Annotated in this window: 26 protein-coding genes; 10 read left to right on the forward strand and 16 right to left on the reverse strand. The window is 67.4% G+C overall.

From position 1 onward, the window contains the following. On the reverse strand, positions 1-1,691 hold a 1,691-nt coding region (gene uvrC / locus Q0R23_RS07020; protein ID WP_293911726.1), incomplete at its 3' end, for an excinuclease ABC subunit UvrC. A gap of 254 nt (positions 1,692-1,945) precedes the next feature. Next, on the reverse strand, positions 1,946-2,188 hold the full coding sequence (locus Q0R23_RS07025; protein WP_293911728.1) for a hypothetical protein: 243 nt from the start codon (positions 2,186-2,188) through the stop codon (positions 1,946-1,948). 145 nt (positions 2,189-2,333) lie between these two features. On the opposite strand from Q0R23_RS07025, the gene Q0R23_RS07030 reads away from it, so the two are divergent. The 4 genes from Q0R23_RS07030 to Q0R23_RS07045 all read left to right on the forward strand — a co-directional run bounded on the left by Q0R23_RS07030 (position 2,334) and on the right by Q0R23_RS07045 (position 5,758). Beyond that, positions 2,334-3,431 carry an acetate kinase gene (locus tag Q0R23_RS07030; protein ID WP_293911730.1) on the forward strand — a complete coding sequence of 366 codons (1,098 nt, stop codon included), beginning with the start codon at positions 2,334-2,336 and terminating at the stop codon, positions 3,429-3,431. Then, positions 3,428-3,979 (forward strand): hypothetical protein, encoded by a 552-nt coding sequence (locus Q0R23_RS07035; protein WP_293911731.1) that lies wholly within the window; start codon positions 3,428-3,430, stop codon positions 3,977-3,979. The genes Q0R23_RS07030 and Q0R23_RS07035 overlap by 4 nt, the downstream gene beginning before the upstream one ends. Continuing rightward, positions 3,970-4,398 carry a hypothetical protein gene (locus tag Q0R23_RS07040; protein ID WP_293911732.1) on the forward strand — a complete coding sequence of 143 codons (429 nt, stop codon included), beginning with the start codon at positions 3,970-3,972 and terminating at the stop codon, positions 4,396-4,398. The genes Q0R23_RS07035 and Q0R23_RS07040 overlap by 10 nt, the downstream gene beginning before the upstream one ends. 163 nt (positions 4,399-4,561) lie before the next feature. Further along, positions 4,562-5,758, forward strand: coding sequence for an alanine--glyoxylate aminotransferase family protein (locus Q0R23_RS07045; RefSeq protein ID WP_293911733.1), 1,197 nt, complete (start codon positions 4,562-4,564; stop codon positions 5,756-5,758). A 2-nt stretch (positions 5,759-5,760) separates the two neighbouring features. On the opposite strand, the gene Q0R23_RS07050 is transcribed toward Q0R23_RS07045, so the two are convergent. After that, entirely contained in the window at positions 5,761-6,303 is a 543-nt protein-coding gene (locus Q0R23_RS07050; protein ID WP_293911734.1) for a YceI family protein, read from the reverse strand. Between the two features lie 212 nt (positions 6,304-6,515). Here Q0R23_RS07050 and Q0R23_RS07055 point away from each other — a divergent pair, with 212 nt between their 5' ends. Next, the gene (locus tag Q0R23_RS07055) at positions 6,516-7,934 is read left to right on the forward strand and encodes an aspartate kinase (RefSeq protein ID WP_293911735.1); all 1,419 of its coding nucleotides are present in this window, start codon (positions 6,516-6,518) and stop codon (positions 7,932-7,934) included. 276 nt (positions 7,935-8,210) lie between these two features. Continuing rightward, positions 8,211-8,393, forward strand: coding sequence for a hypothetical protein (locus tag Q0R23_RS07060; protein ID WP_293911736.1), 183 nt, complete (start codon positions 8,211-8,213; stop codon positions 8,391-8,393). Between the two features lie 78 nt (positions 8,394-8,471). Here Q0R23_RS07060 and asnS read toward each other — a convergent pair whose 3' ends face one another. The 4 genes from asnS to Q0R23_RS07080 all read right to left on the reverse strand — a co-directional run bounded on the left by asnS (position 8,472) and on the right by Q0R23_RS07080 (position 12,944). Continuing rightward, positions 8,472-9,815 carry an asparagine--tRNA ligase gene (gene asnS / locus Q0R23_RS07065; protein WP_293911737.1) on the reverse strand — a complete coding sequence of 448 codons (1,344 nt, stop codon included), beginning with the start codon at positions 9,813-9,815 and terminating at the stop codon, positions 8,472-8,474. 298 nt (positions 9,816-10,113) lie between these two features. Then, entirely contained in the window at positions 10,114-10,566 is a 453-nt protein-coding gene (locus Q0R23_RS07070; protein WP_293911738.1) for a YbjN domain-containing protein, read from the reverse strand. 126 nt (positions 10,567-10,692) lie between these two features. Continuing rightward, positions 10,693-11,388 carry an HAD family phosphatase gene (locus tag Q0R23_RS07075; protein WP_293911739.1) on the reverse strand — a complete coding sequence of 232 codons (696 nt, stop codon included), beginning with the start codon at positions 11,386-11,388 and terminating at the stop codon, positions 10,693-10,695. An 11-nt stretch (positions 11,389-11,399) separates the two neighbouring features. Then, entirely contained in the window at positions 11,400-12,944 is a 1,545-nt protein-coding gene (locus Q0R23_RS07080) for an alpha-amylase family glycosyl hydrolase (protein ID WP_293911740.1), read from the reverse strand. 185 nt (positions 12,945-13,129) lie between these two features. On the opposite strand from Q0R23_RS07080, the gene gluQRS reads away from it, so the two are divergent. The 3 genes from gluQRS to trpA all read left to right on the forward strand — a co-directional run bounded on the left by gluQRS (position 13,130) and on the right by trpA (position 16,231). Further along, positions 13,130-13,990 carry a tRNA glutamyl-Q(34) synthetase GluQRS gene (gene gluQRS / locus Q0R23_RS07085; RefSeq protein WP_293911742.1) on the forward strand — a complete coding sequence of 287 codons (861 nt, stop codon included), beginning with the start codon at positions 13,130-13,132 and terminating at the stop codon, positions 13,988-13,990. A gap of 145 nt (positions 13,991-14,135) precedes the next feature. Next, positions 14,136-15,395, forward strand: coding sequence for a tryptophan synthase subunit beta (gene trpB / locus Q0R23_RS07090; protein ID WP_293911743.1), 1,260 nt, complete (start codon positions 14,136-14,138; stop codon positions 15,393-15,395). After that, positions 15,392-16,231, forward strand: a complete 840-nt coding sequence (gene trpA / locus Q0R23_RS07095; protein ID WP_293911745.1) for a tryptophan synthase subunit alpha — start codon at positions 15,392-15,394, stop codon at positions 16,229-16,231. Before trpB ends, trpA begins: the two co-directional genes overlap by 4 nt. A gap of 155 nt (positions 16,232-16,386) precedes the next feature. Here the strand turns inward: trpA and Q0R23_RS07100 are convergent, their stop codons facing one another. The 9 genes from Q0R23_RS07100 to Q0R23_RS07140 form a co-directional block, all read right to left on the reverse strand. After that, the gene (locus tag Q0R23_RS07100; protein ID WP_293911747.1) at positions 16,387-16,512 is read right to left on the reverse strand and encodes a hypothetical protein; all 126 of its coding nucleotides are present in this window, start codon (positions 16,510-16,512) and stop codon (positions 16,387-16,389) included. Continuing rightward, positions 16,509-17,114: a Rad52/Rad22 family DNA repair protein gene (locus Q0R23_RS07105; protein WP_293911749.1), complete on the reverse strand. Its 606-nt coding sequence runs from the start codon at positions 17,112-17,114 to the stop codon at positions 16,509-16,511. Before Q0R23_RS07105 ends, Q0R23_RS07100 begins: the two co-directional genes overlap by 4 nt. Before the next feature lie 91 nt (positions 17,115-17,205). Next, a complete protein-coding gene (locus Q0R23_RS07110; RefSeq protein ID WP_293911751.1) occupies positions 17,206-18,000 on the reverse strand; it encodes a Cof-type HAD-IIB family hydrolase in 795 nt (264 codons plus the stop codon). A 205-nt stretch (positions 18,001-18,205) separates the two neighbouring features. Beyond that, positions 18,206-19,396, reverse strand: a complete 1,191-nt coding sequence (locus tag Q0R23_RS07115) for a Gfo/Idh/MocA family oxidoreductase (protein WP_293911753.1) — start codon at positions 19,394-19,396, stop codon at positions 18,206-18,208. A gap of 19 nt (positions 19,397-19,415) precedes the next feature. Beyond that, the gene (locus Q0R23_RS07120) at positions 19,416-20,462 is read right to left on the reverse strand and encodes a dipeptide epimerase (RefSeq protein ID WP_293911754.1); all 1,047 of its coding nucleotides are present in this window, start codon (positions 20,460-20,462) and stop codon (positions 19,416-19,418) included. Beyond that, complete coding sequence (locus Q0R23_RS07125) at positions 20,450-21,376, reverse strand: C40 family peptidase (RefSeq protein WP_293911755.1); 927 nt, start codon at positions 21,374-21,376, stop codon at positions 20,450-20,452. Before Q0R23_RS07125 ends, Q0R23_RS07120 begins: the two co-directional genes overlap by 13 nt. 102 nt (positions 21,377-21,478) lie before the next feature. Then, positions 21,479-23,245 carry an aspartate--tRNA ligase gene (gene aspS, locus Q0R23_RS07130; RefSeq protein ID WP_293911756.1) on the reverse strand — a complete coding sequence of 589 codons (1,767 nt, stop codon included), beginning with the start codon at positions 23,243-23,245 and terminating at the stop codon, positions 21,479-21,481. Beyond that, on the reverse strand, positions 23,242-24,615 hold the full coding sequence (hisS, locus tag Q0R23_RS07135) for a histidine--tRNA ligase (protein WP_293911757.1): 1,374 nt from the start codon (positions 24,613-24,615) through the stop codon (positions 23,242-23,244). Before hisS ends, aspS begins: the two co-directional genes overlap by 4 nt. 265 nt (positions 24,616-24,880) lie before the next feature. Then, a complete protein-coding gene (locus tag Q0R23_RS07140) occupies positions 24,881-25,240 on the reverse strand; it encodes a cell surface protein (RefSeq protein ID WP_293911758.1) in 360 nt (119 codons plus the stop codon). 46 nt (positions 25,241-25,286) lie between these two features. Here Q0R23_RS07140 and Q0R23_RS07145 point away from each other — a divergent pair, with 46 nt between their 5' ends. Further along, positions 25,287-26,288 carry a diacylglycerol kinase family protein gene (locus Q0R23_RS07145; RefSeq protein WP_293911759.1) on the forward strand — a complete coding sequence of 334 codons (1,002 nt, stop codon included), beginning with the start codon at positions 25,287-25,289 and terminating at the stop codon, positions 26,286-26,288. Positions 26,289-26,380: the final 92 nt, after the last annotated feature.

Genomic DNA, 26,380 nt, shown 5'->3' on the forward strand with positions numbered 1-26,380 from the left:
TCGCCGATGCCGGGCAGGTCGTCGAAGACGCTGCGGAGCATGTCTTGCCCGCGCAGCTTGCGGTGGTAGGTCACGGCGTAGTTATGCACCTCGTCGCGCACCCCGATCAGCACCCGCAGCGCCGGATGCGTGTGCGGCAGCAGCAACTCCCGGTCCACCCCGATCTCGCTGCCGCCGCTCAGCCACCACTGGGCGCCGTAGCGGCCCGGCAAGATCAATCGCTCCTCGCGCTTGGCCAGCCCGACGACTGGCACCTGCACGCCGACCTCTTTTAAGGCGTCCAGCGCGGCGTTGACCTGCCCGCGCCCGCCGTCGATCAGCATCAGGTCCGGCAGCGGCAACTTGTCGGCCAGGCTGCCTGCAAACCTGCGGGTGATGGTCTGGCGCATCGAGAGGTAATCGTCGGGCTTGTCGAGCCCTTTTACTTTGAAGCGGCGATGCTCGCTGCGTCTGGACCGCCCGCCCTCGAACACGACCATGCCGGACACGATATTGGTGCCGAACAGGTTGGAGTTGTCGTAGCCCTCGATGCGCCAGGGCCGCTCCGGCAGGGCCAGCACCTCGCGCATGGCGTCGAGGCCAGGGTGGTCGCCCCGGCGCTCCAGCAGCGCCAGCTCGGAGTCCAGGCCGGTCTGGGCGTTGCGCAGCGCCATCTCGGTCAGCTCGGTCTTGTCGCCGCGTTTAGGCAGCCGCATCTCGATCTTGTGTCCGGCCCGCTCACTCAGGAGCTGCGTCCACAGCGCGGCGTCCGGGTACTCGGCGGGCAGCAAAATGAGCGGCGGCACATGCGTCGCCAGCGCGTAATAATCCTGCACGAAGGCCCCGATGATCTCGCTGGGCTCGGATTCCTCGGCGCCGGTCAGAAAGCGCTTGTCGCGCCCGACCACCCGCCCGCTGCGCATCCGGAACAGTTGCACCATCGCGAAGGCCCCGGCCTGGGCGTAGCCTAAAAAGTCAAGGTCTTCGGTGCCGGTCTGCATGGCGGCCTGCTCGGTCCCGAACAGCTTTTCCACGGCTTGCAGTCGGTCGCGCAGCCGCCCCGCCTGCTCGAAGTCCTGCAACCGGGCGGCCACCTTCATGTCGGCGCCCAGTTGCGCCAGCACGCCCGCCGCCCGGCCTTCGAGCAGCGCCTTCACGTCGTCCACGACTTTGGCGTACTCGGTCACATCGGCGGCGCCCACGCACGGCCCCAGGCAGCGGCCCATGTGGTAGTTCAGGCAGGGCCTCGGCTTGCGCTGCATCGGCAGTCCGGAGTTCTTTCGCAGCGGATACATGGTGTCGATCAAATGTTTGACCCGCCGCACGGCGGAGGCGTCCGGGTACGGCCCGTAGTAGCTCGCGCCGTCCTTGATGACCCGCCGCGTGACGATCAGCATCGGGTAGGTCTCGTGCGTCAGCTTCAGAAACGGGTAGTGCTTGTCGTCTTTGAGCAGCACGTTGTAATGGGGCCGGTGCTGCTTGATGAGGTTGGCTTCCAGCACCAGCGCCTCGACCTCGTTGCGGGCCGAGATGAATTCGAGTTCCAGCGCCTCGCGGGTAAAGCGGCCACTCTTGCCGCCCGCCTTGAAATGCTGGCCCACCCGGCTGCGCAGGTTGTTGGCCTTGCCGATATAGATCGGCGTGCCGCCCTTGCCCCGGAAGAGGTACACGCCGGGCGTGGTCGGCAACACCGGAAGGTCGTCGAAATGCATTGACACAGTTTAGTGCGCCGGGCGGGCCGGAATCGTGGCGCTGAGCGGCGAGAAGTCTTGAGTTGAGCGTGATGTTCAGCAAGCATGCCGAAACGCGGTTGACCCCTCGCCCCTTGCAGGGTGCTGCGAAGCGGCGAGGCCTCCGGGCGGCGTCCCCGCACCAGCGGGCGAAGTAGACGGCGTTCCTCGACCTGGATCAACGAAAAATCAGCGGAGCTCTGAGCTGACCGCTGATCTCATTTCCCCGCTGGCCCTCAGCTCGCCGCTTGCGCCACCTTCTCCTCGCGCACCGGCAGCCTATCCACGTACTTTTTGGCGGCGTCCAGCACGGTGTCGGTGGTGTCCATCTTGCGCTTGACGATATGGCGGGCCATGTCCTTGCCGTCGATACGGACTTTCCAGGTCTGGGCGACGGCGCCACGCAGCGGCCCGTTGTTGAACTGGGGCAGGGCGGGGCGTTCGATGTTGATGCGGTAACCCTTGTAATGCTCTTCCATTTCCGTAGGGTAGCTCAGATCGCGCTGGAGAAAAGCGGAGGCGAACGGGGCTCCGAGCTTGGGCGGAAAATCTTTTACAAACTGCTCGTGAATCTCATCACGACTTACGGACAGTCATCCAGCCCCCAGCCGCTAGCATGGCCGCATGACCATCCAAGCCGTGCTCGTCCTCAACGCCGGTTCCAGCAGCCTCAAATACCAGCTTTACGGTGCGGGCGGCGCCAGACACGCCAGCGGCCTGATCGAGCGCATCGGTGAGGGCGGCAGTGATCCTGACCACGCCGCCGCCCTGGTGCGGGTGCTGGCCGAATTGCCCGCCACCGTCACCGTGCAGGCCGTCGGCCACCGGGTCGTCCACGGCGGCGAGGCGTTCCGCGAGGCTACCGTCATCACGCCGAAGGTCATCCAGGCCATTCAGGACCTCTCCAGCCTGGCGCCGCTGCATAACCCGCCCGCCGTCCAGGGCATCCAGGCCGCCCTCAAGGCCCTGCCGGGCGTGCCCAACGTAGCAGTGTTCGACACCGCCTTCCACGCCACGCTGCCGCCCCACGCCTACCACTACGCGCTGCCCCACGAGCTGTACGCCACCGAAGGCGTGCGCCGCTACGGTTTCCACGGCACCTCGCACGCCTGCGTCTCGCGGCGGGCCAATGAACTCCTGGGCGGGGTCGAAAAGCTGGTGACGCTCCACCTCGGCAACGGGGCGAGTGCGGCGGCGATTCGAAACGGCCTCAGCATCGACACCAGCATGGGCCTGACCCCGCTCGAAGGGCTCGTCATGGGAAGTCGCAGCGGCGACCTCGACCCCGGCGCGGTGCTGTGGCTGGCGAACAGGTACGGGCTGGACGAGACGAATGCCCTGCTCAACCGCCGCAGCGGCCTGAGGGGTCTATCCGGCGTCTCCAACGACCTGCGCGACGTGCGCTCAGCCGGAACGGAGCACAGTGAACTGGCCCTGGCGGTCATGACCTACCGCCTGATTAAACAGGTCGGCGCCTACGCGGCGGCGCTGGGCGGCCTGGACGCCCTGGTGTTCACGGGAGGCGCGGGTGAAAATGACATTCAGCTCCGTGCCGACGTACTCGCGGGCCTAGCCTGGCTGGGCTTTGAGCTGGATGTGTCCGCCAACGACGTGCGCGGCCAGGAACGCCGAATATCCACCCCCGGCAGCAAACCCGCCCTGGTCATTCCCACCGACGAGGAGGGCGAGATCGCCCGGCAGACCCGGCAGGTGCTGAGTTGAGCACCGTCTATTACCTGATCGGGTGGCCCGGCTCCGGCAAACGGACGGTGGGCCTGGCGCTCGCCGCACTCACCGGGGCGCGGCTGCTCGACAACCACCTCATCAATGACCCGATTTTCCAGGCGGTCGGCGCTACCGGCGTCGGCCCGCTCCCCGAAGGCACCTGGCCGCTGGTCGGGCGGGTCGAAGCGGCGGTGCTCGAAGCCGTGATGCTGGCGCCGCCGGAGCTGAGTTTCATCTTCACCAACGTCCTGGTGCAGCGGCCCGGCGAGCTGGACACCTTCGAGAGTCGCCGCCGTCTGGCTGACGCCCGAAATGCCCGCTTCGTCCCCGTCTGGCTGCTGTGCAGTGAACCTGAACTCCGCCGCCGTATTCCCCTCGACGACCGCCGCGCCCGACTTAAGATGCGCGACGAGGCCGGTCTGACCCGCATGCTGGAGCAGTACGGCGCCCTGCTGTCCCCGCCACCGGACGCGCTGATGCTCCACACCGATCATTGGTCGCCGGAAGAAACCGCCCGTCAGATCGTGGCCCACACATGCTCCTGATCCTGCACGCCGCCGTGACCTGGGCGCTGCTCGGCCTGATTCTGACCATCCAGTTCGTGCATTACCCGCTGTTTTCAAAAGTCGGAGAAGCAGGTTGGTCGGTCTACGAACGCGAACACCAGTCCCGCATCGCGTTCCTCGTCGGCCCGCTGATGCTTGCCGAGCTGCTGAGCGCCGCCTGGCTGGTGTACCGCCCCGTCGCTGGCCTGCCGCTGTGGAGCCTGTGGCTGGGCCTGGCGCTGACCCTCGCCATCTGGATTTCTACCGGATTAATCCAGTCGCCACTCCACGGGCGGCTCTCGCCCGCTTTCGACGCAGGCTTGCACGCCCGCCTCGTCTCGACCAACTGGGTTCGGACCCTGGCTTGGACTGTGCGAGCCGGGCTGTGCGTCTGGTGGCTGGGCCTGCTGCTGGGCTAATTTGTGTGGGCTGACTTGTGCGGGCTGACTTGTGTGCGTCTCCCTCCCCCAGAGCGTGCCCGATCATTCGGCGAATCTGGAACTTCGAGCAATTTTATTGCGTCAACCGTCAGCCAGGCGACTTCGGGCGCAATGATCCTCGCTCATCCCCTATACTGCCTCCATGAAGTTGCTAGATGCCCCCACCAAAATCCAGCTCCAACAGTCCGACTACCCGGAGCACACCCTGCTGACGCCCGGCCCTACTCCTATTCATCCGCGTGCCATGAAGGCCCTGACCCGCCCGATGCTGGGCCACATGGACGCCGAGGTGTTCAAGGTCAACGAAGCCATTCAGCGTGATCTGCGCCAGATGTACGGCACCGCGCCGGGGGCCTTCACCGCGCTGCTGGCGGGCACCGGCTCGCTGGGCATGGAGGCCGGATTCGCCAACCTGGTCGAGAGCGGCGACGAGGTGGTGGTCTGCGCCAACGGCTCGTTCGGGCGCCGCATGGCCGAGATGGTCACGCGCTACGGCGGACACGTCCGGCTGGTCACCGCGCCGCTGGGTGAGGCGATCAACCCCGCCGACCTGGCCGAGCACCTGCCCGGCGCCGCGATGGTCGCCGTCGTCCACGGCGAGACCAGTACCGGCGTGCTCAACCCGGTGCCCGCCATCGCCGAGCTGGTCCGCTCCAGCGGCGCCCTGCTGACCGTCGACGCCGTGACCACGGCGGGCATGGAACCTTTCCAGATGGCGCAGTGGGGCGTGGATTACGCCTACACCGGCGCCCAGAAGTGCCTCTCGGCCCCGCCCGGCCTGGCGCCCATCGCCATCAGTGAACGGGCCTTTGCCCGCTACGCCGCCCGGCGCACGCCCACGCCGCTGTGGTACTGCGATTTTGGCGGCCTGCGCGACTACTGGACCGATCACACCTACCACCACACCGTCCCGGTCAACCTGCACTTCGCCTTCGAGCAGGCGCTGCGGGCCGCGCTGGAAGAGGGCCTTGAAGCCCGTCAGGCCCGCGTGGCGGCGATGGGCCGGGCGATCACGGCGGCGTTGACGCCCCACGGCTTCTCGCACTATGTCCGGAGCCCCGAACACCGGCTGCCCACCGTGCTGGCGCTGCGCCTCCCCGAAGGCTTAGACGACGCGGGCGTGCGGGCCGAGTTGCGCCGCCGCGAAATCAGCATCACCGGCGGCCTCGGCCCGACGGCGGGTCTGATCTGGCGCCTGGGCCTGATGGGCGAGGCCGCCCGCCCGGCGCCCTACCGGGTGCTGATGAGCGCGCTGGAAGACATCCTGGGCTTCCGTGGCCTGGGCCGCGCCTTCGAGGCCGCCTTGGCGCAGGAGTGGGACGTGCTGGCGACGGCCTGAGTTCAGCTTCCGCCCAGTTTGAAGCTCACGTTGATGGCGATGTCGTTGGCGCCGCCGAAGTAGTCCACGCCGAAGTCGTGCGGGTTGAACTTGAACTGGGTCGCCACCTCGATGGTGTTGCCGACCCGTTTGAGCTTCACCGGAGCGCTCAGCGTCCTCGCCACCCCTTTGAGGCTGAGCTGCCCGACCACCGTGCTGCTGACCTGCTGGCCTTCCGGCAGCTTGCCCAGGCCCTGCACGGCGCTCAATGTGAACACGGCGTCCTTGAACTCGTCGGCGCCCAGGGCGCCCCGCATATGGCCGTCGCGCACGCCGTTGCCGGTCTTGAAGGTCGCCACCGTGACGTTGACCGTGCCGCTCACCTTGGCCAGATTGTCGGGGTCGATGTTCATCGAGGCTTTGACGTCCGGGGTGGTGCCGCGCACGCCGATGAAGGTCACCCGGTAGTCGAACACCGCCTGGCCACCAGCGGCGGTGTAGGGGGCGGCGAGCGAGGCGCCCAGCAGCGAACTGAGCAGCGCGGCGGACCAGAAAGTCGTCTTCATGGTTCATTGTGAAACGGCTTGATGAGCAAAACGGTAATCTGCCGTCTCAGGTTCGGCCCGAAGCGGGCCTGGCTTACACAAAGGCCGCCGATTCGGGTCAGCCTGGTCACTGTCTCGCAACACCTGAGTGCAGGAGGCCAGGTAAAGCCCGCCGCGCCCACGTCCAGACACGCCCCGGCCCCCGACCTGGCGGCCCGCGTAGACTGGCAGGCATGGTTGACACCCCCACCCTCCTGGTCATGAAATTCGGCGGCACCAACATGCAGGGCGCCGCCGCCATCCGTCATTCGGCCAGCCTGGTCGCCCGCAGCCTGAACGCCGAGGTGCGCGTGGTGGTGGTCGTCTCGGCCATGTCCGGCGTCACCAACCTGCTGCTGGGCGTCGCCGAGGCCGGTGAAAAGGGCGACATCGCCGGGGCCAACGACATGATCGCCGCGCTGCGCACCCGCCATTTCACGGCGGCCCAGGAACTCGGCGCCGCGCCCGACTCGGCCACCGTGCGCGAGCTGCGCGAACTGCTCGAAACGCTGCGCCAGGCGGTCTACGGCGTGTACCTGCTGCGCGAGCTGACCGCCCGGAGCCGCGACCTGATCGTGGCCTTCGGTGAGCGCCTCTCGGCCCCGCTGATGAGCCTGGCGCTCGAAGCCAGCGGCCACCGTCCCCACCACCTGACCGGCGGCCAGGCGGGCATCGTCACCGACGCTCATTTCGGCAGCGCCCGGCCCCTGAGTAGCACCGCAGGCCGCATCCGTGACCGCCTGGGCGGCCTGCTCGACGCCGGACTGACCCCCGTGATCGCCGGGTTCATGGGCGAAACCGAGAAGGGCGCTACGACAACGTTGGGGCGCGGCGGCACCGACTACTCGGCGACCATCGTGGGCGCGGCCCTGCACGCCAGCGAGGTGTGGGCCTGGAAGGACGTGGACGGCGTGATGTCCGCCGATCCCCGCGCCGTGCAGGGCGCCCAGAACATCGCCCAGCTCAGCTACGGCGAGGTCATGGAGCTGGCCTACTTCGGCGCCAAGGTGCTGCACCCGCTGGCCGTGACGCCGCTGCAAGACGCCGGAATTCCGCTGCGGGTCAAGAGCGCCGCCGACCCCGACTTTCCCGGCACGTTGGTCACGGCGAGCCCCGACACCGACAGCGCCCACCCGGTCAAGGCGGTGACGGCCATCCGGGGCGTGAGCATCATCAACGTGTCGGGCGCCGGGTTTCTGGGCGTGCCCGACGTGGTGGCCGATCTGTTCGCCGCGCTGGCCCGCGAGAACATCACCCTGCTGATGGTCTCGCAGTCGAGCAGCATGAGCAACGTCTCGCTGGCCATCTTGAGCAGCGACGAGGAGCGCACCCTGGAGGCGCTGGGCAGGCCGATGGGTGGGCGGCCCATGCAGCTCGACGTGCAGCGTGAGGTCGCCGTGCTGGCCATCGTCGGCGCGGGCATGCGCGGCACCAAGGGCGTTTCGGCCAAGCTGTTCGGCGCCCTGGCCGGTGACGACATCAACATCCTGATGATCTCGCAGGGCAGCAGCGAGCTGAACATCAGCGTCGCCATCGAGGGCCGCGACGTGGACGGCGCCACCCGCACGGTGCATACGGCCTTCGGGCTCGACGCGGCGGTTGTGGCGAGCTGACCGGGCAGGCATGGCCCGTTCGGCACCGAGCACTTCACTATCTCTCTAGAATATATACAACAAGTCAAGTATGGATCAAGTATGGACAGAGTGGAGCAGGCCGAGTCAGATCAGGACCTTCGGATCAGACCTTGCAACTTAAGTTGGTGCGCCGCCGCTAAGCCACCTGGCCAGCCGTCCGCTGCGCCGCCTGGCCGACGCGCCGAGTGCCTCGCCCGGCGCACCATACTCCTACCAGCCGGAAACCGCTCCCTCCGCTGGCAGGAGAAAGCCCCCATGATCACCGATTTCCATACCTGCGAGTGGGCGGCCCAGGCCCGCATCGACAGCCTGCGCGACGAGGCGAGTGTGCGCAGAACGCTGCGCCTGCTGAACGCCGCCAAGGCCCCCAGCCTGATCGTGCGCCTCTGGCAGCGCCTGACCGGCAAGGCCCACCGCGACCAGCCCGCCCCCGCCTGATGTTCCGCACTGCCCACCCACACGCGGCGAACCCCACCACCCAGGGTTCGCCGCTCGCTTGCGTTCACATTTACAGGCTTACGGGTACATCCGCGTCAGCATCCGGGGAAAGGCGACCGCTTCCCGAATGTGGTCGATGCCGCTGATCCAGGCCACGAAGCGCTCCAGGCCCATGCCGAAGCCCGCGTGCGGCACGCTGCCGAATCTCCGCAGGTCCAGATACCACTCGAAGGGCTCTAACGGCAGGCCCTGCTCCTCGATTCTGTTTTTCAGCAGGTGGTAATCGTGGATGCGCTGCGAGCCGCCGATGATCTCGCCGTAGCCTTCGGGCGCGATCATGTCGTCGCACAGCGCCACGCGGGGATCGAGTGGGTCCGGCTGCATGTAGAAGGCCTTGATGGCCGCCGGGTAGCGCTCGATCATCACGGGCCGGTCGAACTGGGAACCCACGATGGTCTCGTGCGGCGCCCCCAGATCCTCGCCCCACGCCACCGGCTGCGTATCCGGTGCCACGTTCGGCGGCAGGTCGCCCGACTCGATCCGGCTGCGGATGATCTCCAGCGCCTCGGTGTAGGTCACGCGGGGAAAGTGGCCTGACGCAGCCGGGCGCAGCTTATCCAGATCGCGGCCCAGAATGCCCAGCTCCTCGGCGCAGGTCTCCAGCACCCGGCGCACCACGAAGGCCACCATGTCTTCCTGAAGCTGCATGTTGGCGGCGTGGTCGCTGGGCGCCACCTCCGGCTCGATCATCCAGAATTCGAGCAGATGCCGCCGTGTTTTACTCTTCTCCGCCCGGAAGGTCGGCCCGAAGGTGTAGACCTTGCCGAAGGCCAGCGCCCCGGCCTCGGCGTGCAGTTGCCCGGTCTGAGAGAGGTAGGCGCTATTTTCGCCGAACAGATCGATCTCGAACAGCTCGGTGGTGTCCTCGGCGGCGTTGGTAGTAAACAGCGGCGAGTCAAAGCGGATAAACCCGCGCCCGTGAAAAAAGTCGGCCAGCCCCCGCTGAACGGCGTCCCGCAGCCGCAGCACCGCCCAGGGACGGCGGTGGCGCAACCACAGGTGCCGGTGGTCTTGCAAAAAGTCGATGCCGTGTTCCTTGGGCGTGATCGGGTACTCGCCGGAGCCGCCCACCACCTCGACGTGGCTCAGCGACAACTCGACCCCGCCGGGCGCCCGCTCGTCGGCCCGCACCGTGCCAGTCAACTTTAGGCTGCTTTCCTGGGTCAGGTGTCTGGCGGCCTCGAAGACGTCCTCGCTGACGTCGTTTTTGCTCAGCACGCCCTGTACGAAGCCGCTGCCGTCGCGCAGCTTGAGAAATATCAGCTTGCCCTTGCCGGATTTGTCGGTCAGCCAGGCGCTGAGGGTCACGTCCTGGCCGATGTGCTCACTGAGCTTGGAAATCGGAGTCTGGGTGGAAGCCATGCCCGACAGTATAGAGAGGGCCAGTCCAGCGGGTGCGGTGTAGAAGAGGGGGGAGGCCAGCCTAGCGGCACCGGGCTGTGCCTGAGCGACCAAGGCACACTGGCCGCCGCCACACTCAGCCTGGCCTGAGTCCCCGGCGCCCGGCCCTGAGCGGGGTGAGCGCCACCCGGAGCTGAACGACCATTCTCAACACTCCAATCTCGACCTCTCGATCACAAATAGTCCTACTCGTGATTTCTTTCGCTGACTCACCCCACAAAAAGAGGCGGAGTCATTCCGCCTCTTCTTATTTCCCCATTTACGCCTGCGGCTGGGGCTGGATGATCTGCACGCCTTCCAGAAAAGCGTAATCGTCTTGAAAGTGCATCAGCACGCCGCCGAAGAGCGTGTCGAAGGTCTCCTGGGGCATCTCGGCCAGGGTCGGGTAAAAGCCGACGTACTCCAGCCAGACGTTGCCGTCGGCGTCGATGCTGCGGGCAAAGGCACGCTCGCGGTTGCGCTCGTTGAGAATGCCCATGATCTCCGTTTTGCGGGCCACGTAGGTCTTCTGGGTCACGCAGGTGACTTCCAGGCGACTGGTGTTGTTGGGGCCGTCGTTGACGCTCACCAGCACGGCGGCGTCGCCCATCTCAAAGCGCCAGCCCATGCGGATGAACCGCTGGCCGTTGTTCTCTTCCATATCCAACTGGACCTCGCGCTCTTTTAAGTACTTGGCGACGGTTTCCAGCGTGAGCAGTGCAGTTTCGGTCATGTGGGGCTTCCTCCTGGGATGATGATGCCCGAAGATTCTAGCGCACTTGCCGCCGCCCGGTAGCCGCCTGACCGGCCCTCCCAAGGAATATATATTTGCAGGCTCCGAAGCTACTCCCACCACCAGTTACCCCGGCTCACCTGCCGCCGCCTCCAGCCCGTCCAGCAGCGCCACAACGTCCCCCAAGTCGCTGATGGCGCCCGGCGCCCGGCCCTCCAGATCGACCAGCGCCGCCGTCATGCCGACCTGTCTGGCCGCGTCCACGTTCTCCTGTTTATCGTCCAAAAACAGCACCGCGTCCGCGCCGACACCCAGCGCCTGGGCCGCCAGCTCGAAGGCGGCGGGGTCGGGCTTGTGAATGCCCAGGGCGCAACTGCTCAGCGCCACGTCGACGTATTCGCCCAGCGCGGTGGCGTGCAGCGTGGGCCAGATGTCGGGCAGGGTGTTGCTCAGCACCCCGATTTTCAGCCCCCGTGAGCGCAGTGTTCGCAGCAGCTCACGCGCCCCCGGCGCCGCCTTCATGAACGCCTGGTACGGAAACTGCGCCACGATGGCCTCGCCCTGGACGTCACTGAGGCCCAGCGCCCCGCCCAGCTCACGCCCGTAGCGCCGCCAGAACACCCGCTCGTCCTCCAGGGTCCGCAGCGCCCACCAGTTGCCGAAGGCCTCGTGCCACTGCCGCAGCAGGGCTCGGTGGACCAGGCCCGCGTCCAGCCCGAACCGCCCGGCCACCCAGTCCGCCGCCGCCTGGTAGACCGCCGGGTCGGTGACGCTCAGGGTATCGTCGCGGTCAAATAAAACGGCCCGGATTCTTCGTGTCACTTTATCACGTGTCACTTAAGTACGAAGGCCGTCGCCGTCTTCGGCGGCAGGCTCAGGTGCAGGTAGCCCCCTGAGACGCTCATCCCCGCCCTCTGCGGCGCTTCCCCGGCTGGATCACCGAACAGCCCCGCCGTCAGCCCCTGTGCCCCCAGCTTGCTCGGCAGCGAGTAGGTCGTCCGTCTGGCGGCGTTGTTCCAGGCCACCAGCACCTGCTCGCCGCTCACCTGGTCGGCCCGCACCAGCAGCAGCAGATCGCCCTCCAGCTTGCCCGGCACGCTTTGCAACGTCTGATTGCCCACCGACAGCGCCGGATGCTCGCGCCGCACCCGGATGGCGTCGGCAGCCGTCTCGAACACCGCCCGCTCGCCGGGCGTCCACTGGCCTTCAAAGCGCATGTCGCGCCGGTTGTCGGGATCGGCCCCGCCGCGCATGGCGATCTCGGTGCCCTGCCAGATGATCGGCACGCCCCGCAAGGTCATCAGCGCCCGCAGGCCGTAGCGCACCCCCAGTTGGCCCTGATCCTCGAACAGGCTGCCCTGGGCGAATCTGGGCAGGTCGTGGTTGTCTAAAAACAGGGCCACCTCGTCCGGACGCGGCACGCTGGCCAAATTCTCCAGCGCACTGCGCACCTGCCCCAGCCCGCTGCCGCCCATCACGGCGGCCCGCATGGCGGCCTGCAACTCGAAGTCGAACAGACTGCTGAAGCCCGCCCGCTGCTGCGCGGCGATGACGTCCGCGCCTGCCCCGAAGGACTCGCCCAGCGTCCACGTCCCGGCTTTCTGGTCACGCGCCAGCAGCGCCCCCAGGAAGCTTTGCGGCACATGTTTGATGGCGTCGTAGCGGAAGCCGTCCACCCCGCGCCAGAAGTCGGCGTTGGCAAACAGCAGGTCCTGCACGGGTTTGTCCTCGACTTTCAGGTCCGGCAATCCGGCCAGCGGGCAGACGATCTCCCTGTCGGTGCCACTGGCCGCGTCGCAGTCGGCCTGGCTATGAAACCACTCCGGATGCTGCCTGACGGCAGGCGCCGTGTAGCCGAAGTGGTTGATGACCTGGTCGAGCACGACCTTCAGCTTGCGCCCGTGCGCGGCGTCCAGCAGCTTTTTAAACCCCTCCAGGTCGCCAAAATGCGGATCGACGCCTTGGAAATCGGCGGGCCAGTAGCCGTGATAGCCGTCGGTCTCGAAGCTGCGCCCCGGCTGCTGCTGATAGAGGGGCGTCAGCCAGATGGCGCTGGCGCCGAGTTTGCCGATGTAGTCCAGTTTCTGGGTCAGCCCGGCCAGGTCGCCGCCGTGCCAGGCGCGCGGATTTTTGGGATCGGCCCCGGCATTGTTGGTGTAATCCCCGTCATAAAAGCGGTCCGGCATCACCTGGTAGATCACCTGACCGGCGAACGCGGCTGGGTTGGATAACGCGGCTGGGTTGGATAACGCGGCTGGGCTGGATAACGCGGCTGGGTTGGATAACGCGGCTGGGCTGGATAACGCGGCTGGGCTGGATACGGCTCCGGCAGCGGGGGAGAGCAGTGCCAGCGTCAGCACCAGGGGAGATGTCGTCATGTCCCCCATTCTGCCGCAAGCGGCGTGCCATTTTGCCGCGAGCGGCGTTGAAGCGCCTGTCACCCGATAGGCACTTCACTAACCGTGAAAGTGCGCCTGTCAGCCTCAGCGCTGGCCCGATGCACCACGCTCGCCTCAATATGGTCACAGGCAGTATGGTCACAGGCAGTATGGTCACAGGTAGCATGTTCACAGGCCGCACTGCCCCCAGCCCCACCGGCCCGATGCACCCCGGCAACGCCCGCACGGCCCTGCTGGCCTGGCTGCACACCCGCTTACATTGTGGGCGGCACCTCCTGCGCATCGAGGACCTCGACACCGGCAGAATCCGCCCCGGCATGAGCGACCTGATCCGAACCGATCTCACCTGGCTCGGCCTCGACTGGGACGCTGAATATAGCCAATCTGAGCGGCTGGACCACTACGCCGCCGCCCTCGCCCGCCTGCGAACCTACCCCTGCACCTGCACCCGCCGCGAGATTCAGGAGGCCATCCAGGCCAGCGCGGGCGCCCCACACGGCAGTGAGCCCGTCTACCCCGGCACCTGTCGCCACCGGACCTCCACCGGCAGCCCCGCCGCCCGGCGCTGGGTCGTCCCCGACACCACCATCTGCCTGAGCGACGGCTGGAGCGGTGAGACCCTCTGCCAGCACCTGCCGACCGAGGTCGGTGACTTTGCGCTGCAACGCGGCGACGGCGTCTACGCCTACCACCTGGCCGCCGTGGTGGACGACGCCGAGATGGGCGTGACCGACATCGTGCGCGGGGCTGATTTGCTCAGTAGTGCGCCGCGCCAGATCGCCCTGCAAGGCGCCCTGGGCTACCGGCTGCCGCGTTACTTCCACACGCCCCTGATGACCGACTTCGGCGGAGTGCGCCTCGCCAAGCGCAGCGGCGCCCCCAGCATCCAGGCCTTGCGAGACAGCGGCCTGTCCCCGAAGCGCGTTCTCTCCGACCTGGCCCGCAGCCTCGGCTGGAACGTGCCGCAGGAGGTCAGCGCGGCGGAATTAATTCCGGTGTACCGGGAAGTGGGGAGTGGGAAGTAGGGAAAGATCAAGCCCACTTCCCACTTCCCTCCGCCCACTTCCCAACAGGTCACCTCCACCCGCCCCGTAACGTAACCTAGACACAGTTATACAAGTTGTCTAAGTTTCACATTCAACCCCCTCGTTTCAGTCCTACCATTTTCACATGCAACTGCCTACTTATCCGCTGCCGGACGCACGCGGGCGCTACGGCGTCTTCGGTGGCCGCTACGTGCCCGAAACGCTGATTCCGGCCCTGGATACCCTGCGTGACGCCTACGCCGAGGCCAAGACCGACCCGGCGTTTCTGAGCAGCTTCGAGACCCTGCTGCGCGAGTACGTGGGCCGCCCCAGCCGTCTGTACCTGGCCGAGAACCTGACCCGCCACGCCGGGGGCGCCAGAATCTACCTCAAGCGCGAGGACATGAACCACACCGGCGCCCACAAGATCAACAACTGTTTGGGTCAGGCGCTGCTGGCCGTGCGGATGGGCAAGAAGCGGGTGGTGGCCGAGACCGGCGCCGGGCAGCACGGCGTCGCCACCGCCACCGCCGCCGCGCTGCTGGGGCTAGAGTGCGTGGTCTACATGGGCCGTGAGGACATCCGCCGCCAGGCCCTGAATGTCTTCCGGATGAAGCTGCTCGGCGCCGAGGTCCGGGAAGTCACCTCCGGCACCGCCACCCTCAAAGACGCCACCAACGAGGCCATCCGCGACTGGGTGACCAACGTGCGGGGCACCTTCTATATCCTCGGCAGCGTGGTCGGCCCGCACCCGTATCCGGCGATGGTCCGCGATTTCCAGAGCGTGATCGGCGAGGAAACCAAGTGGCAGCTCCAGGCCGCCGAGGGCCGCGCTGTCCCCGACGCCATCATCGCCTGCGTGGGCGGCGGAAGTAACGCTATCGGTATCTTCGCGCCGTTCGCCTACCTGCCCGAACACCAGCGCCCCCAACTGATCGGCACCGAGGCCGCCGGGCAGGGCGTGGACACCGGTTTCCACGCCGCCAGCGTCGCCGGGGGCAAGGTCGGCGTGCTCCACGGCTCGATGATGTACCTGCTCCACGACGACGAGGGCCAGATTCAGGCCGCCCACTCGATCAGCGCCGGACTCGACTACCCCGGCATCGGCCCGGAGCACTGCTACTACAGCGACCACAACGTGGCCCGCTACGTGCCGGTCACCGACGCCCAGGCGCTGAGCGCCCTACAACTGCTGGCCCGCACCGAGGGCATCATCGCCGCGCTGGAAACCGCCCACGCCATCCACCAGGCGGTGATTACCGCCCGCGAACTGGGTGAGGGCAAGGTCATCGTGGTCAATCTGTCGGGTCGCGGCGACAAGGACGTGGCCGAGGTGATGCGCCTGCTCGGTCCTGGTTTGACTGGCCCTGGTTTGACCGGTTCTGAACTGGGTGACCAGGCATGACCAGCACGTTGAACAACGATGTCGCCGACACCGCCCGTCGCCTCGCCGAGCGCCCAGAGCGCATCTGGGCCGCCTTCGAGCACGCCGCCTCGGAAGGCCGCGCCGCCTTCATCCCCTTCATGACGGCGGGCTACCCGACCCCCGAACGCTTCCCCGCAGTGGCCCTGCAACTGCTGGAGCACGCCGATCTGCTCGAAGTCGGCCTGCCCTACTCCGACCCGCTCGGCGACGGCCCGACCATCCAGCGCGCCAGCGAGGAGGCCATCGAACACGGCACCAGCACCCGCGCCACGCTGCAAGCCGTCAAGGCGCTCAGGGCGCGCACCGACAAGCCCATCGTCGTCATGACCTACATCAACCCGGTCTACGCCACCGGCCCCAAGGAATTCATGCGCCTGTGCGTCGACGCGGGCGTGGACGGCCTGATTCTCCCTGACCTGCCCCCTGACGAGGACCTGGGCATCCGTTTCCTGGCCGCCGAGGCCGGGCTGGCCCTGACCTTCCTGATCGCGCCGACCAGCACCCCGGAGCGCGTCCGGGTCGTGACCAGCGCCTGCACCGGTTTCGTCTACGCCGTGAGCGTGACCGGCGTGACGGGTGCCCGCGACGGCGGCGCCTTGAGCGAGGTGCCCGCCCTGATCGCCCTGGCCCGCGCCCACACCGACCTGCCGGTGGCTGTGGGTTTTGGCGTCAAGGACGCCGCCACCGCCCGCATCGTGGCCGTGGACGCGGGCGCCGACGGCGTGGTGGTCGGCAGCGCCTTTATCAACGCCCTGAAAGCGGGGGACGATCTGGGGGCCTTGGCGGCAAAGATCGTGAGCGGGTGCCGGAAGTAGGGGAGGCTTGCGGCCTGTGGGAAGGGCGAAGGGCCTGAGATCAGGTCACGCCGCGTTGTTCGCGTTGACCCGCCAGGTAACCTCGTTTCGCATTTTCATCTGTTCCCTCACGCCACAAGCCACGCGCCACAGGCCAGCACCGCTTTCGGTGCTGCTCAAATAAACTGTGCCAGCCAGCCGCCCAGAATCATCAGCGGCAAGATCAGTGCCAGCAACCAGACGCCGGGATCGCCCTCCTGAGCCGTGCGCCGGGCCTGAACCATCTCCCGCCGGGTGGTCACGCGGCCCGCCCGGCACCGGCAGGCTGGAGGCTGTGCAGGGCGGCCTTGAGGTGCTTGTAGACCTCGCGCTGCAACTCCAGGTCTTCGGGCAACTCGTAGCGGAGCTGCTCGATGGCCTGCACCAGATGGGCGCCGCCGGGGCTGCGCTCGTGGTCGGGCCTGGCCCACTGGGGCAGCTCAGGTGCACTGACCGGGGCACGTTTCTCGTCGTCCCAGTCGGCCCACAGCTTGGGCAGGTCGTAGAGGTAGCGCCCGACGCCGAACTGCACCGCGCATCTCTTGAGGGCGTCGCTGGCCGCCGCCTTGAAGGTGCCGCCGCCCATGCCGGTCTCAGATTGCGCCTCGCCGATATCCTCGCGGGTGACGCCCAGGATGGTCAGGCGGCCCTTGATGGTGGGCGCAGCCGTGCCCGCCACCGGCTCCATCTCAAAGCGCCAATCGTCGGGGCAGATGGCGTCGAGCCGGTCTTGCACGGCGCGGGCGTCGATGTGCGCCAGCAACAATGCCCGCTGGCGACCCTGCGTGAAGGCCTGGGGCTTCCAGTTCACCTGATGCGCGGGAAACGGGGCCTGGAGTCGTCTCTGGACATCGCTCAGTTTCATGCATTTAGTCTATAACATAATTGCGTTACGGTCAAGACATAATCGTGTCGTCGCACCCGGTCCAGATCCCAAGCGAAGTGCGGTGCCCAAGCTACAGTTCCATCGCCATCTGGGCAGCCTGGGCGAGCCCGCCCGCATCGACATGGCCGACCTGAAAGCGCGAGGCGGCCAGGGCTTCGGGATCGGCGTTGCCCATCGCCACCGGATAACCGACGACCTCCATCGCCGTCACGTCGTTGTGCCCGTCCCCGACCATCATCACCCGGTCCAGGGTCAGGTTGTAGAGCGCCGCCACCCGCCGCAGCGCACTGCCCTTGTTCACGCCGTCACGGGTGATGCTGACGAACAGAATGCCCGGCATCACCGGACTCAGCGCCGGATGCCGTTGCAGGCCCGGTGTAGCCTCGGCCATCACGGCGGCCTTGTCCCCGGCGGGCACGAGCCACTGCGCCCGCACGACGGTGCCCGGCAGGCTCAGCAGGTCACGCGGCGCGAACGGTACGCCCAGCAGCGCCGCGTGGTCTACCGACGGGGCAGAGGTGTCCTCGACGGCGTACTTGGTATCGGTGTAGACCTCCAGAATGCGCCCGCTGCGGCGTGCATCCTCCACCAGCTTCAGCAGCAGCTCAGGCGGCAACTCTTCACTAACCGACTCGCCCGTGTCCACCTTGACGATGCTGGCCCCGTTCTGAAAGACGTGCCAGCCGTCCGGGTCGAGCCGCCGGGCGTACTTCAGCGCGTGCCCGACCGCCGGGCGCCCCGAACACAGCACCACCCGCATCCCGGCGTCCCGCGCCCGCGCCAGCGCCGCCCAGACCTCCGGCAGCACGATATTGCCCGTTCCCACCAGCGTTCCGTCCACATCCACCGCGATCATTCCAAGCATCCGCCCAGTCTAGCGGCCCAGTCTGGCGGCCCAGTCTAGCGGCCCAGTCTGGCGGCCCAGTCTGGCGGCTGAGCGGGGGACCGCCCGCCCCGCCACCTGCCGCCCGTTCGTTTGAGAGAATATATACTTAGGTCGCTTTACCCTGCCCAACAACCCCAACCCTTCTCGACCCCAACCCTTCTCGACCGGGCGGCGACCCAGCTCCTCACACTCCCAGCCGTGAGCGCTCCGCCGCGAAGGCCATCCGGTGCGACTCTAGCGACTCGGCCAGGCTGGCCACCGCCCCGGTCTCTCCATTCAGGTGGCGCAGCCAGGCGTCGATCAGCCCGGCGTCGCCCCCGCCGTGGTTGCCGATCACCCCCTGGTCGGTCACCCCCTGGTCGATGACCTCAGTGTCGCCACTCAAAAAATGAGTCACTTCAATCCGTCCACTGTTCAGCTCGCCGCGCAGCTCGCCCGCCGAACCCAGCACCCGCAGATGCCGGGTATTCTCGGCGGTGAAGGCGCTGCTGACCAGCCCGCCGGTGACGCCGTTCCCAAAGGTGACGGTCACGCTCTGGTGGTCGGCCACGTTATTCAGGCCCAGGTAGACGCACTCGCCGTAGGGGCCGCTGCGCAGCGCTTCCTCCAGCGTCTGCCCGCCTGCCGTCAGGACCGTCACCGGCCAGGTCTGCGGCGAACGCGAACCGTAGATGCGCCGGGCGTCGTAGGCGCAAGGCACCGAACAGTCCAGGCAGCGCCGCGCCGCCCCGGCTGGCCGCTGATCGGGCCTGAAGTGCCGCAGCCCGCCCTGCGACTGCACCCGTACAGGCGCACTGCCTGCCAGCCAGTGCAGGAGGTCGAGGTCGTGGCAGCTCTTGGCCAGAATAAACGGCGCCGCCAGCGGGGTGGCCCGCCAGTTGCCGCGCACGTAGGAATGCGCGTAGTGCCACCAGGCCACGTTTTCCTGCACCTCCACCGCCATGACCTGCCCCAGTCGCCCGCCATGCACGAGCGCCGCCGAGGCCCGGAACATCGGCGCGAAACGCAGCACCTGGCAGACCGTGACAGAGCCCGCGCTGTGCGTCTCGGCGCTTATCAGCAGGTCCAGCTCGCCTTCGTCCAGGCAGACCGGCTTTTCCAGCAGCACCGGATAGCCCAGCGCCAGGGCCGCCAGGCACGGCTGAACATGCTGATCGTCCGGCGTGGCGATGACCAGTGCGTCGGCCAGCTTACCCCGCTTAAAAAACGCAGGCCAATCCGCAAAGGTCTGCGCCCCCGGATGCCGCGCCGCCACCTCGCTCAGCCGCTGAGGCCGGGCCTCGACCAGATGGCTGATCTGTGCACCCCGCGCCGAGAGCAGCCGGGCGTAGACGTCCGCGCCCCGGTTGCCGCAGCCGATCACCGCGACGCGCATCAGATGGTACCCAGGCGCGTCAGGAGCTGACCCGGTGCACGCCCCAGCCGGGCGCGCTGGGCCGCTCCAGCACCCCGGCCTGCCACTCCAGCCCCCCGAAGGGATCGTGTTCGAGCAGCAGCGCACCGTCGAGGTCCAGCCAGTCGGCCAGGCCGCCCAGGTGCGCCGCCCCGGCGACGCCCAGCGAGGACTCGATCATGCAGCCGAGCATCACGCCCAGCCCCAGGGCGCGGGCCTGGTGAATGCCGCGCAGCACCTGAAGCGGCCCGCCCAGTTTGGCGGTCTTGAAATTCACGCCATCGAACGCCCCGGCCAGCCCCCGAAGATCGCCCAGGTGGTGCAGGCTCTCGTCGGCGATGATCGGCACGCGGCTGATGCGCCGCAGCTCGGCGTGCCCATCCAGGTCGCAGGCCGCCAGCGGCTGCTCCAGCAACTCGATGTCGGCGGCCTGGAGCACGCCCAGCATCCGCCGCGCCTGTGCCCTGGTCCAGCTTGCGTTGGCGTCGACCCGGATGGCGGCCTGCGGCGCCTCGGTGCGCAGCAACTCGATGACCGCCTGATCCCGCTGGCCGCCCAGCTTGACCTTCAGGATCCGGTGGCCGCGCCCCAGGGCAGCCTTGAGCTGGGCACGCATCACCTCCGGCTCGGCCAGGCCCACGCTGAAACTCGTCTCTGGCAGCGCCACTGGTGAGAGCCCCAGCAGCCCCCAGACCGGGCGTCCCACCGAGACGGCGCACCACTCCAGCGCCGCCATCTCCAGGGCGCAGCGCACGCTGGGGTGGCCCTGCGGCAACAGGCGCTTCAGATTCGCCTCCAGCCCCTGCCAGTCCCAGGCATCGACCAGCGCCCCGCTCAGCAGCGGCAAGATTGCCGCCACCGTGGCCGCCGTCTCGCCGTAGTAGGCGTTGGGCGCCGCCTCGCCGCGTCCGCTAAACTCGCCTTGCCTGAACTCCACGATGGTCCGGGCGTAGCTGCTGGCCGTCCAGCGGGCGATACCGAAGGGCTGGGCGGTGCGCAACTCCAGGGTTTCCCAGGAGATCACCGGGCGGGGCGTCACCGGTCCCATCGTCCGAACCCCAGCAACTCGGTTTGCAACCGGTCTCCGTCCTCACCCTCACCCAGCGTCTGGACCGAGACCGCCATCGCGGCGGTGTTGGCATGCACCATCTGCACCGCCGAGAGCATCAGGCCGACGTGCCCCGGAAAAAAAGCCAGGTCGCCGCGCCTGGGCCGCTCAACCGGCGTCAGGGCCGCGAGCTGCTGGTCGCTGTCACGCGGCAGGGCCTGTCCGAAGGCCCCGTAGACCAACTGAGTCAGCCCCGAACAGTCCAGGCCCCAGCCGCTGCGCCCGCCCCAGACATACGGTGTGCCCACCAGCCGCAGCGCCAGGTCAGCCGGGCCGTCGTCCGGCAGGGGAGAGAGGATGACCTCGGCGACGTAGCCGCCGTCGCCCGCCCAGGCCACCCGCCGCCAACCCGGTACAGTCCCTGCCGGTTCCAGCGGCCACACGATGGCCCCCAGACCGACCTCTCCCAGCCGCGCCGACTGGATGCTCGGCCCGGCATAGACGTGCCCCCGCAGCGCCGTGACAGCCCAGGTCTGCCCTGGCGGCGTATTCTGCCCTGGCGGCGTATCCAGCAGCCACCCGGCACGCCCGTGAGCCAGGTAGCCGTAACCCAGGTAGCCGTCGGCCAGCGTCCGCAGCCAGACCCAGCCGTCGGGCCGCCGAAGGACTGTCTCCAGCGCCTCGCCCGGCAGCACCTCGCTGACCTGCGGGCTGAGCGCATCCGGCCTGGCGTGCAGTGTGAAGCGCCCGCCCCCGTTCCAGGCCCGCAGCGGCCCGATGAAGCTGAACGACCCGTCGAGTTGCCCCAGCAGCGCCACCTCCGCGACCCGCCCGGCCTCGTCGTAGGCCTGCGTCCGCCGGTCTAGCGCCACGCCCGTCCCCACCAGGCCCACCTCATACGGACTTTGCTCCATTCCAGCACAGTCGGAAAAGCGCCGCCTGCGCGTTCACACCGCAGAATCCGCATTTTGTCGGATCGAAGCCGCAGGTTGTGCGGGATTTGGTCGGAGGCCGTATCACTGCCTATCCGCTTCGCCGACGAGCGCCACACCCAGCTCCGCGAGCTGTGCGGCGTCCACGCCCGACGGGGCCAGCGCCATCAGATCGGCGCCCCGGTTGTTTTTGGGAAAGGCGATGACCTCGCGGATGCTCGCAGCATTGCTCATGACCATCAGCAGGCGGTCAAAACCCCAGGCGATCCCGGCGTGCGGGGGCGTGCCGGAGGCCAGCGCGTCCAGAAAAAAGCCGAACTTGTCGCGGGCGGCGGCCTGGCTAAAGCCGATGGCCTGAAACATCTGCGCCTGGATTGCCGGGTCATGGATGCGCACGGAGCCGCCGCCGACCTCGAAGCCGTTGAGCACCAGGTCGTACGCCTGCGCCCTGATCTCGCCCATCTGGCTGGTGCCGAACAGCTTGATGTCGTCCGGATGCGGGCCGGTGAAGGGATGGTGCATGAAGGTCCAGCGCTCCCCGCCCTGTTCGGTGTCCCCTTCAATGCGTTCGAGTTGTGGAAACTCGGTGATCCAGGCAACACTGAACTTCGCCCCGTTCGCCGCCAGACCGAACAGGTCGCGCAGGGCCGTTCGCACCGCCCCCAGCGCTGAGACCGCCTTCTTCCACGGCCCCGCCGTCAACAGCAGCGTGCCGCCCTCGACGACTCCAGTCCGGGCGATCAGCTCGGCGGTCTGCGCCTCCAGAAACTTGCCGATACCGCCCGTCAGCGCCTGGCCCTCGCGCCGGGTCCAGGCCAGGCCGCCCGCGCCGTTTTGCCGGGCGAGGCGTTCGAGCTCGTCGATCTGTTTGCGACTCAGCGCCGAGGTCGCCAGCACCTTGACGGTGTGTGCTCCGGCGAACGCCGCAAAGCCGGTCTCGGCGAACAGGTCGGTCACGTCCACCAGGGGCAACCCGTAGCGCAGATCCGGTTTGTCCGAACCGTAGGTGTCCATCGCCTGCCGGTAGGTCAATCTGGGAAAGGGGTCGGGCAGCGCCTCGCCGAGCACCTGCGTGAACACCTCACGCATCAGGCGCTCGTTGAGCGTCAGCAGCTCCTCCTGGGTCACGAAGCTCATCTCCAGGTCGAGCTGGGTGAAATCCGGCTGGCGGTCCGATCTGAGATCCTCGTCCCGAAAACAGCGGGCGAACTGGTAATAGCGGTCGACCCCGGCGATCATCAGCAGTTGTTTGAACAGTTGCGGGCTTTGCGGCAGCGCGTAGAACTCGCCGGGCGTCAACCTGGACGGCACCAGGAAATCGCGGGCACCCTCCGGGGTCGAGCGGGTCAGCAGCGGGGTCTCGACGTTCAGGAAGCCCTCGGCGTTCAGGAAGGCGGTGATGGTCGCCTGCACCTGTGACCTGAGTTTCAGCCGCTGGAACATCTCCGGGCGCCGCAGATCAAGGTAGCGGTACTTGAGCCGCAGCTCCTCGGAGGCCGTGAGCGGTGAGCCGTCCACCGGAAAGGCCGGGGCGGTGGCCCTGTTCAGAATAACCAGGCTGTCGGGGATGACCTCGATCTCGCCCGTCGGGTACGCCCCCGTGCGCTGGCCCTCGCCGCGCAGCCGGACGGTGCCGCTCACCTCGATCACGTACTCACTTTTGAGCGTCCCGGCGACCTGATACACCGGACTGTCCGCCTCGACGGTGAGCTGCGCCAGGCCGCTTCTGTCGCGCAGGATCACGAAATACTGCTCCGGAAAATCGCGGACCCGGTTGACCCAGCCTTGCAGCGTGACGCGCTGCCCGGCGTGCTCGGCCCGCAGGTCGCCGACGTAAGAGCTGCGCTTCATGCTTGCTCCTGATTGGTGGAAGGTTGAGGGTGGGTTGTACGGTCGTCAGCGTCTGGATTCACGAAGTCCGGATTCACGAAGTCCGGACCACCCAGTACGTCCCTGAGTTCATCTAACCCGATGTTGCGCTGAACGCCGCTACTCAGGTGCTTGAGGGCCACCACACCCCGCCCGGCCTCCTCCGGGCCGATCAGCGCCGCGTAGACCGCGCCTCGCCGCCCCGCGTCCCGAAGGGCGACAGCCGGTTTCAGTGCCCGGTACGCGAATTCCGCTCGCACGACTGAGCGCAACTGGAGCCCCAGCTCGGCGACCTGCCCGACCAGCGCCCCATCCAGCGCCGCCAGGTAGACGTGTGGCCCCGGAGAAAGAGGCAACTCCAGACCCTCCGCCGTCATGGCGATCAGCAGGCGCTCGATGCCCAGCGCCCAGCCGATGCCCGGCGTCGCTGGCCCGCCGAGCTGCTCGGCCAGGCCGTCGTAGCGCCCGCCGCCGCCCAGCGCCGACTTGGCGCCGACGCCCGCGTGGTGCAGCTCCCAGGCGCTGCGCCGGTAGTAATCCAGCCCGCGTACCAGGCCGGGATCGAGTTGGTAGGACACGCCCCAGGCGTCCAGATAGCGCCGCACCGAGGCAAAATGTGCCTGCGCCTGCTCGCCCAGAAAATCCAGCATCGGGCGCACGGCCAGTTCACGGACCACGGCCTGATCCTCGGCGCTTTTGGAATCCAGAATCCGCATCGGGTTGCGATCGAGCCTCAGCAGCGATTCCGGCGACAGGTCAGCCCGCCGCCTCCCGAACTGCTCGCGCAGGTAGGCGTTGTAGCGCTCCCGGTCCGCCGGATCACCGACGGAGCCGAGCTTGAGCGTGACCTGCCGCAGCCCCAGTGCCTCCACCACGCTCATCATCACGGCGACGGCCTCGGCGTCGATCAGCGGGTCGTCACCGCCGATCACCTCGTAGTCGAGCTGGTGAAACTGGCGCAGCCGACCTTTCTGGACGTTTTCGGCCCGGAACATCGGCCCCTGGGTCCACAGTTTAAGCGGGCTCGGCAACTGTTTGAGCCCGTTCTGGAGGTAGGCCCGCATCACGCTGGCGGTGCCTTCGGGCCGCAAGATAAAGCCTCCGTGCTCGCCGAAATAATAGACCGTGAACATCTCCTTGGTCACGATGTCGCTGGTCTCGCCCACGCCTCGCCGGACCAGTTCGGGTTCCTCGAAGATCGGTGTGGCGATAAACTGGGCGCCCGAACGCTCCAGTACGCCCCTGGCGACGTCGGTGACGCGCTGGAAAGCGCGGGCCTGGGTGTCGAGCGACAGTTTGGGGCTGCCGTCCGGTAGGTGGTCTGAAGTGCCCTTGGGCCGCTGTAATGCCATGAGCGCGAGTCTAGCAGGGCGGGCGTGTGCCGCGCCGTGCAACTCGATTGCAAGAGTAGAGAATATATACTCATATTCTAGCAGTTGATAGGTGATCGAGACCAATGGCGCATTCTTCAACCCTCTTACCAGTTCAGTGCCCAAACCCCCGCTCAGGCTTCAGCACACCCACCGACACCCACCGACATAAACCAATCCCAAAATTACAACAAAAAGGGGAGGGTCACCCACACAGGTGCCCTCCCACACGAGAAATCCCCTCAGCTTACTGACCGCTGACGCTAAACGGTAAACCGGTGCTCTGGCGTCCGTTCACCTCGATGTACAACCAACTTCCACCCGCTGCGGCGGTGACCGGCACGCTGAAGACGATCTCGGAATCGGTCCACGACCTGACCGAATCGCTGGGAATCAGGTAACCACCCTGACCGTTCTCATCGGCGCCCAGCCGAATGCGCCCGGTGGTCGGGCCACCCAGGTAACGGCCCTGGACCGTGACGGCCTCGCCCTTGGCCGCGCCGGACGACACCTTGACGAGCACCGGGGTCTGGGTGACGCCCGCGACCGTGCCGACGCGGGGAGCACACGAGGCCAGCGTACCGACCAACAGTAAAGAACCAAGCAAGATTATGCGCATGACAAAGCCTCCGTGAGCACAGTCTAATGGTTAGGTGACCTCCGAAACCACCCCCCCCACTGTGCCCACCACCGCACCGACCACTGTACCGACCACTGTGCCCACAAAACAGGCCCTGCTGATCTTCAACCCCAGGTCGGGCCGGGGCGACAGCTCGTTGCCGCAGTTTGTCGCTGCCCTGGGCGCCCTGGGCTGGATGGTCGAGGCCACCGAACTCCAGCCCGACACCGACCTCGACGCGCTGGTGGCCGGGGGGCGCCACCGGGTCGTCATCGCTGCCGGTGGCGACGGGACCGTCAGCGCCCTGGCCTACGCGCTGCGCGGCACCGGCACGCCGCTGCTGGCCTACCCGGCGGGCACCGCCAACCTGATCGCCCAGAACCTGAGGCTGCCCGAAGACCCGGCTCAACTGGCCGCCGTCGTCGAGGCGGGGCACAGCGTCCGGCTGGATCTGGGCGAGCTGGAGGTCGCCGGAGAGAGGCGCGGTTTCGTGATGACCGTCGGGGCCGGGATCGACGCCGCCATGATCAAAGGCGCCGAGGGTCTCAAAGACAAGCTCGGCGCCATGGCCTACGTGGTCAGCGCCATGAAGCAGCTCAACCCGCAGTCGACCACCTTCACGCTCGAACTCGACGGTGAAAGGCGCCAGGTCGAGGCGATGGCGGTGATGGTCGCCAACTTCGGGATGGCCAATTTCCGGCTGCCCATCGCCGCAGGCGTGAGCCCCAGCGACGGCCTGCTGAGTGTGCTGGTGCTCAAGCCGGGATCGCTGCTGACCCTGGTGCCGCACCTGGCGGACTCGCTGCGGGCCAGGCTGCATCTGGGCGAGCCGGTGTTCAGCTTCCTGTCCACCGGACCTGGCCGTAACACTATGGAGACCTTCACGGCCAGGCAGGTGACGGTCAAGAGTGCCCAGCCGTTCCCGGTGCAGTACGACGGTGAGATGCACCAGGAAACCACGCCCTTCACGGCGCGCATTTTGCCGGGCGCGGCCTGCTTTCTGAGTGCGCTGGGGGTCGAGGAGTTGAATACTTGAGGGCGGCTTGCGGCTGGTGGGAACGACGAAGGGAAGCAGGTGCGAATGAGTTACCTCTGGGGGCTAGACACTACCTGCATGGCCCTATTTTG

The sequence above is a fragment of the Deinococcus sp. genome, assembly GCF_025362455.1.
Lineage (GTDB): Bacteria > Deinococcota > Deinococci > Deinococcales > Deinococcaceae > Deinococcus.

What these genes read in the sequence shown, in the direction of transcription:
- Q0R23_RS07025 (WP_293911728.1), bottom strand. Translation starts at nt 2,188, where the DNA reads ATGGAAGAGCATTACAAGGGTTACCGCATCAACATCGAACGCCCCGCC.
- Q0R23_RS07030 (WP_293911730.1), top strand. Translation starts at nt 2,334, where the DNA reads ATGACCATCCAAGCCGTGCTCGTCCTCAACGCCGGTTCCAGCAGCCTC.
- Q0R23_RS07040 (WP_293911732.1), top strand. Translation starts at nt 3,970, where the DNA reads ATGCTCCTGATCCTGCACGCCGCCGTGACCTGGGCGCTGCTCGGCCTG.
- Q0R23_RS07045 (WP_293911733.1), top strand. Translation starts at nt 4,562, where the DNA reads ATGAAGTTGCTAGATGCCCCCACCAAAATCCAGCTCCAACAGTCCGAC.
- Q0R23_RS07050 (WP_293911734.1), bottom strand. Translation starts at nt 6,303, where the DNA reads ATGAAGACGACTTTCTGGTCCGCCGCGCTGCTCAGTTCGCTGCTGGGC.
- Q0R23_RS07055 (WP_293911735.1), top strand. Translation starts at nt 6,516, where the DNA reads ATGGTTGACACCCCCACCCTCCTGGTCATGAAATTCGGCGGCACCAAC.
- Q0R23_RS07060 (WP_293911736.1), top strand. Translation starts at nt 8,211, where the DNA reads ATGATCACCGATTTCCATACCTGCGAGTGGGCGGCCCAGGCCCGCATC.
- asnS (WP_293911737.1), bottom strand. Translation starts at nt 9,815, where the DNA reads ATGGCTTCCACCCAGACTCCGATTTCCAAGCTCAGTGAGCACATCGGC.
- Q0R23_RS07070 (WP_293911738.1), bottom strand. Translation starts at nt 10,566, where the DNA reads ATGACCGAAACTGCACTGCTCACGCTGGAAACCGTCGCCAAGTACTTA.
- Q0R23_RS07080 (WP_293911740.1), bottom strand. Translation starts at nt 12,944, where the DNA reads ATGACGACATCTCCCCTGGTGCTGACGCTGGCACTGCTCTCCCCCGCT.
- gluQRS (WP_293911742.1), top strand. Translation starts at nt 13,130, where the DNA reads ATGTTCACAGGCCGCACTGCCCCCAGCCCCACCGGCCCGATGCACCCC.
- trpB (WP_293911743.1), top strand. Translation starts at nt 14,136, where the DNA reads ATGCAACTGCCTACTTATCCGCTGCCGGACGCACGCGGGCGCTACGGC.
- trpA (WP_293911745.1), top strand. Translation starts at nt 15,392, where the DNA reads ATGACCAGCACGTTGAACAACGATGTCGCCGACACCGCCCGTCGCCTC.
- Q0R23_RS07105 (WP_293911749.1), bottom strand. Translation starts at nt 17,114, where the DNA reads ATGAAACTGAGCGATGTCCAGAGACGACTCCAGGCCCCGTTTCCCGCG.
- Q0R23_RS07110 (WP_293911751.1), bottom strand. Translation starts at nt 18,000, where the DNA reads ATGCTTGGAATGATCGCGGTGGATGTGGACGGAACGCTGGTGGGAACG.
- Q0R23_RS07115 (WP_293911753.1), bottom strand. Translation starts at nt 19,396, where the DNA reads ATGCGCGTCGCGGTGATCGGCTGCGGCAACCGGGGCGCGGACGTCTAC.
- Q0R23_RS07120 (WP_293911754.1), bottom strand. Translation starts at nt 20,462, where the DNA reads ATGGGACCGGTGACGCCCCGCCCGGTGATCTCCTGGGAAACCCTGGAG.
- Q0R23_RS07125 (WP_293911755.1), bottom strand. Translation starts at nt 21,376, where the DNA reads ATGGAGCAAAGTCCGTATGAGGTGGGCCTGGTGGGGACGGGCGTGGCG.
- aspS (WP_293911756.1), bottom strand. Translation starts at nt 23,245, where the DNA reads ATGAAGCGCAGCTCTTACGTCGGCGACCTGCGGGCCGAGCACGCCGGG.
- hisS (WP_293911757.1), bottom strand. Translation starts at nt 24,615, where the DNA reads ATGGCATTACAGCGGCCCAAGGGCACTTCAGACCACCTACCGGACGGC.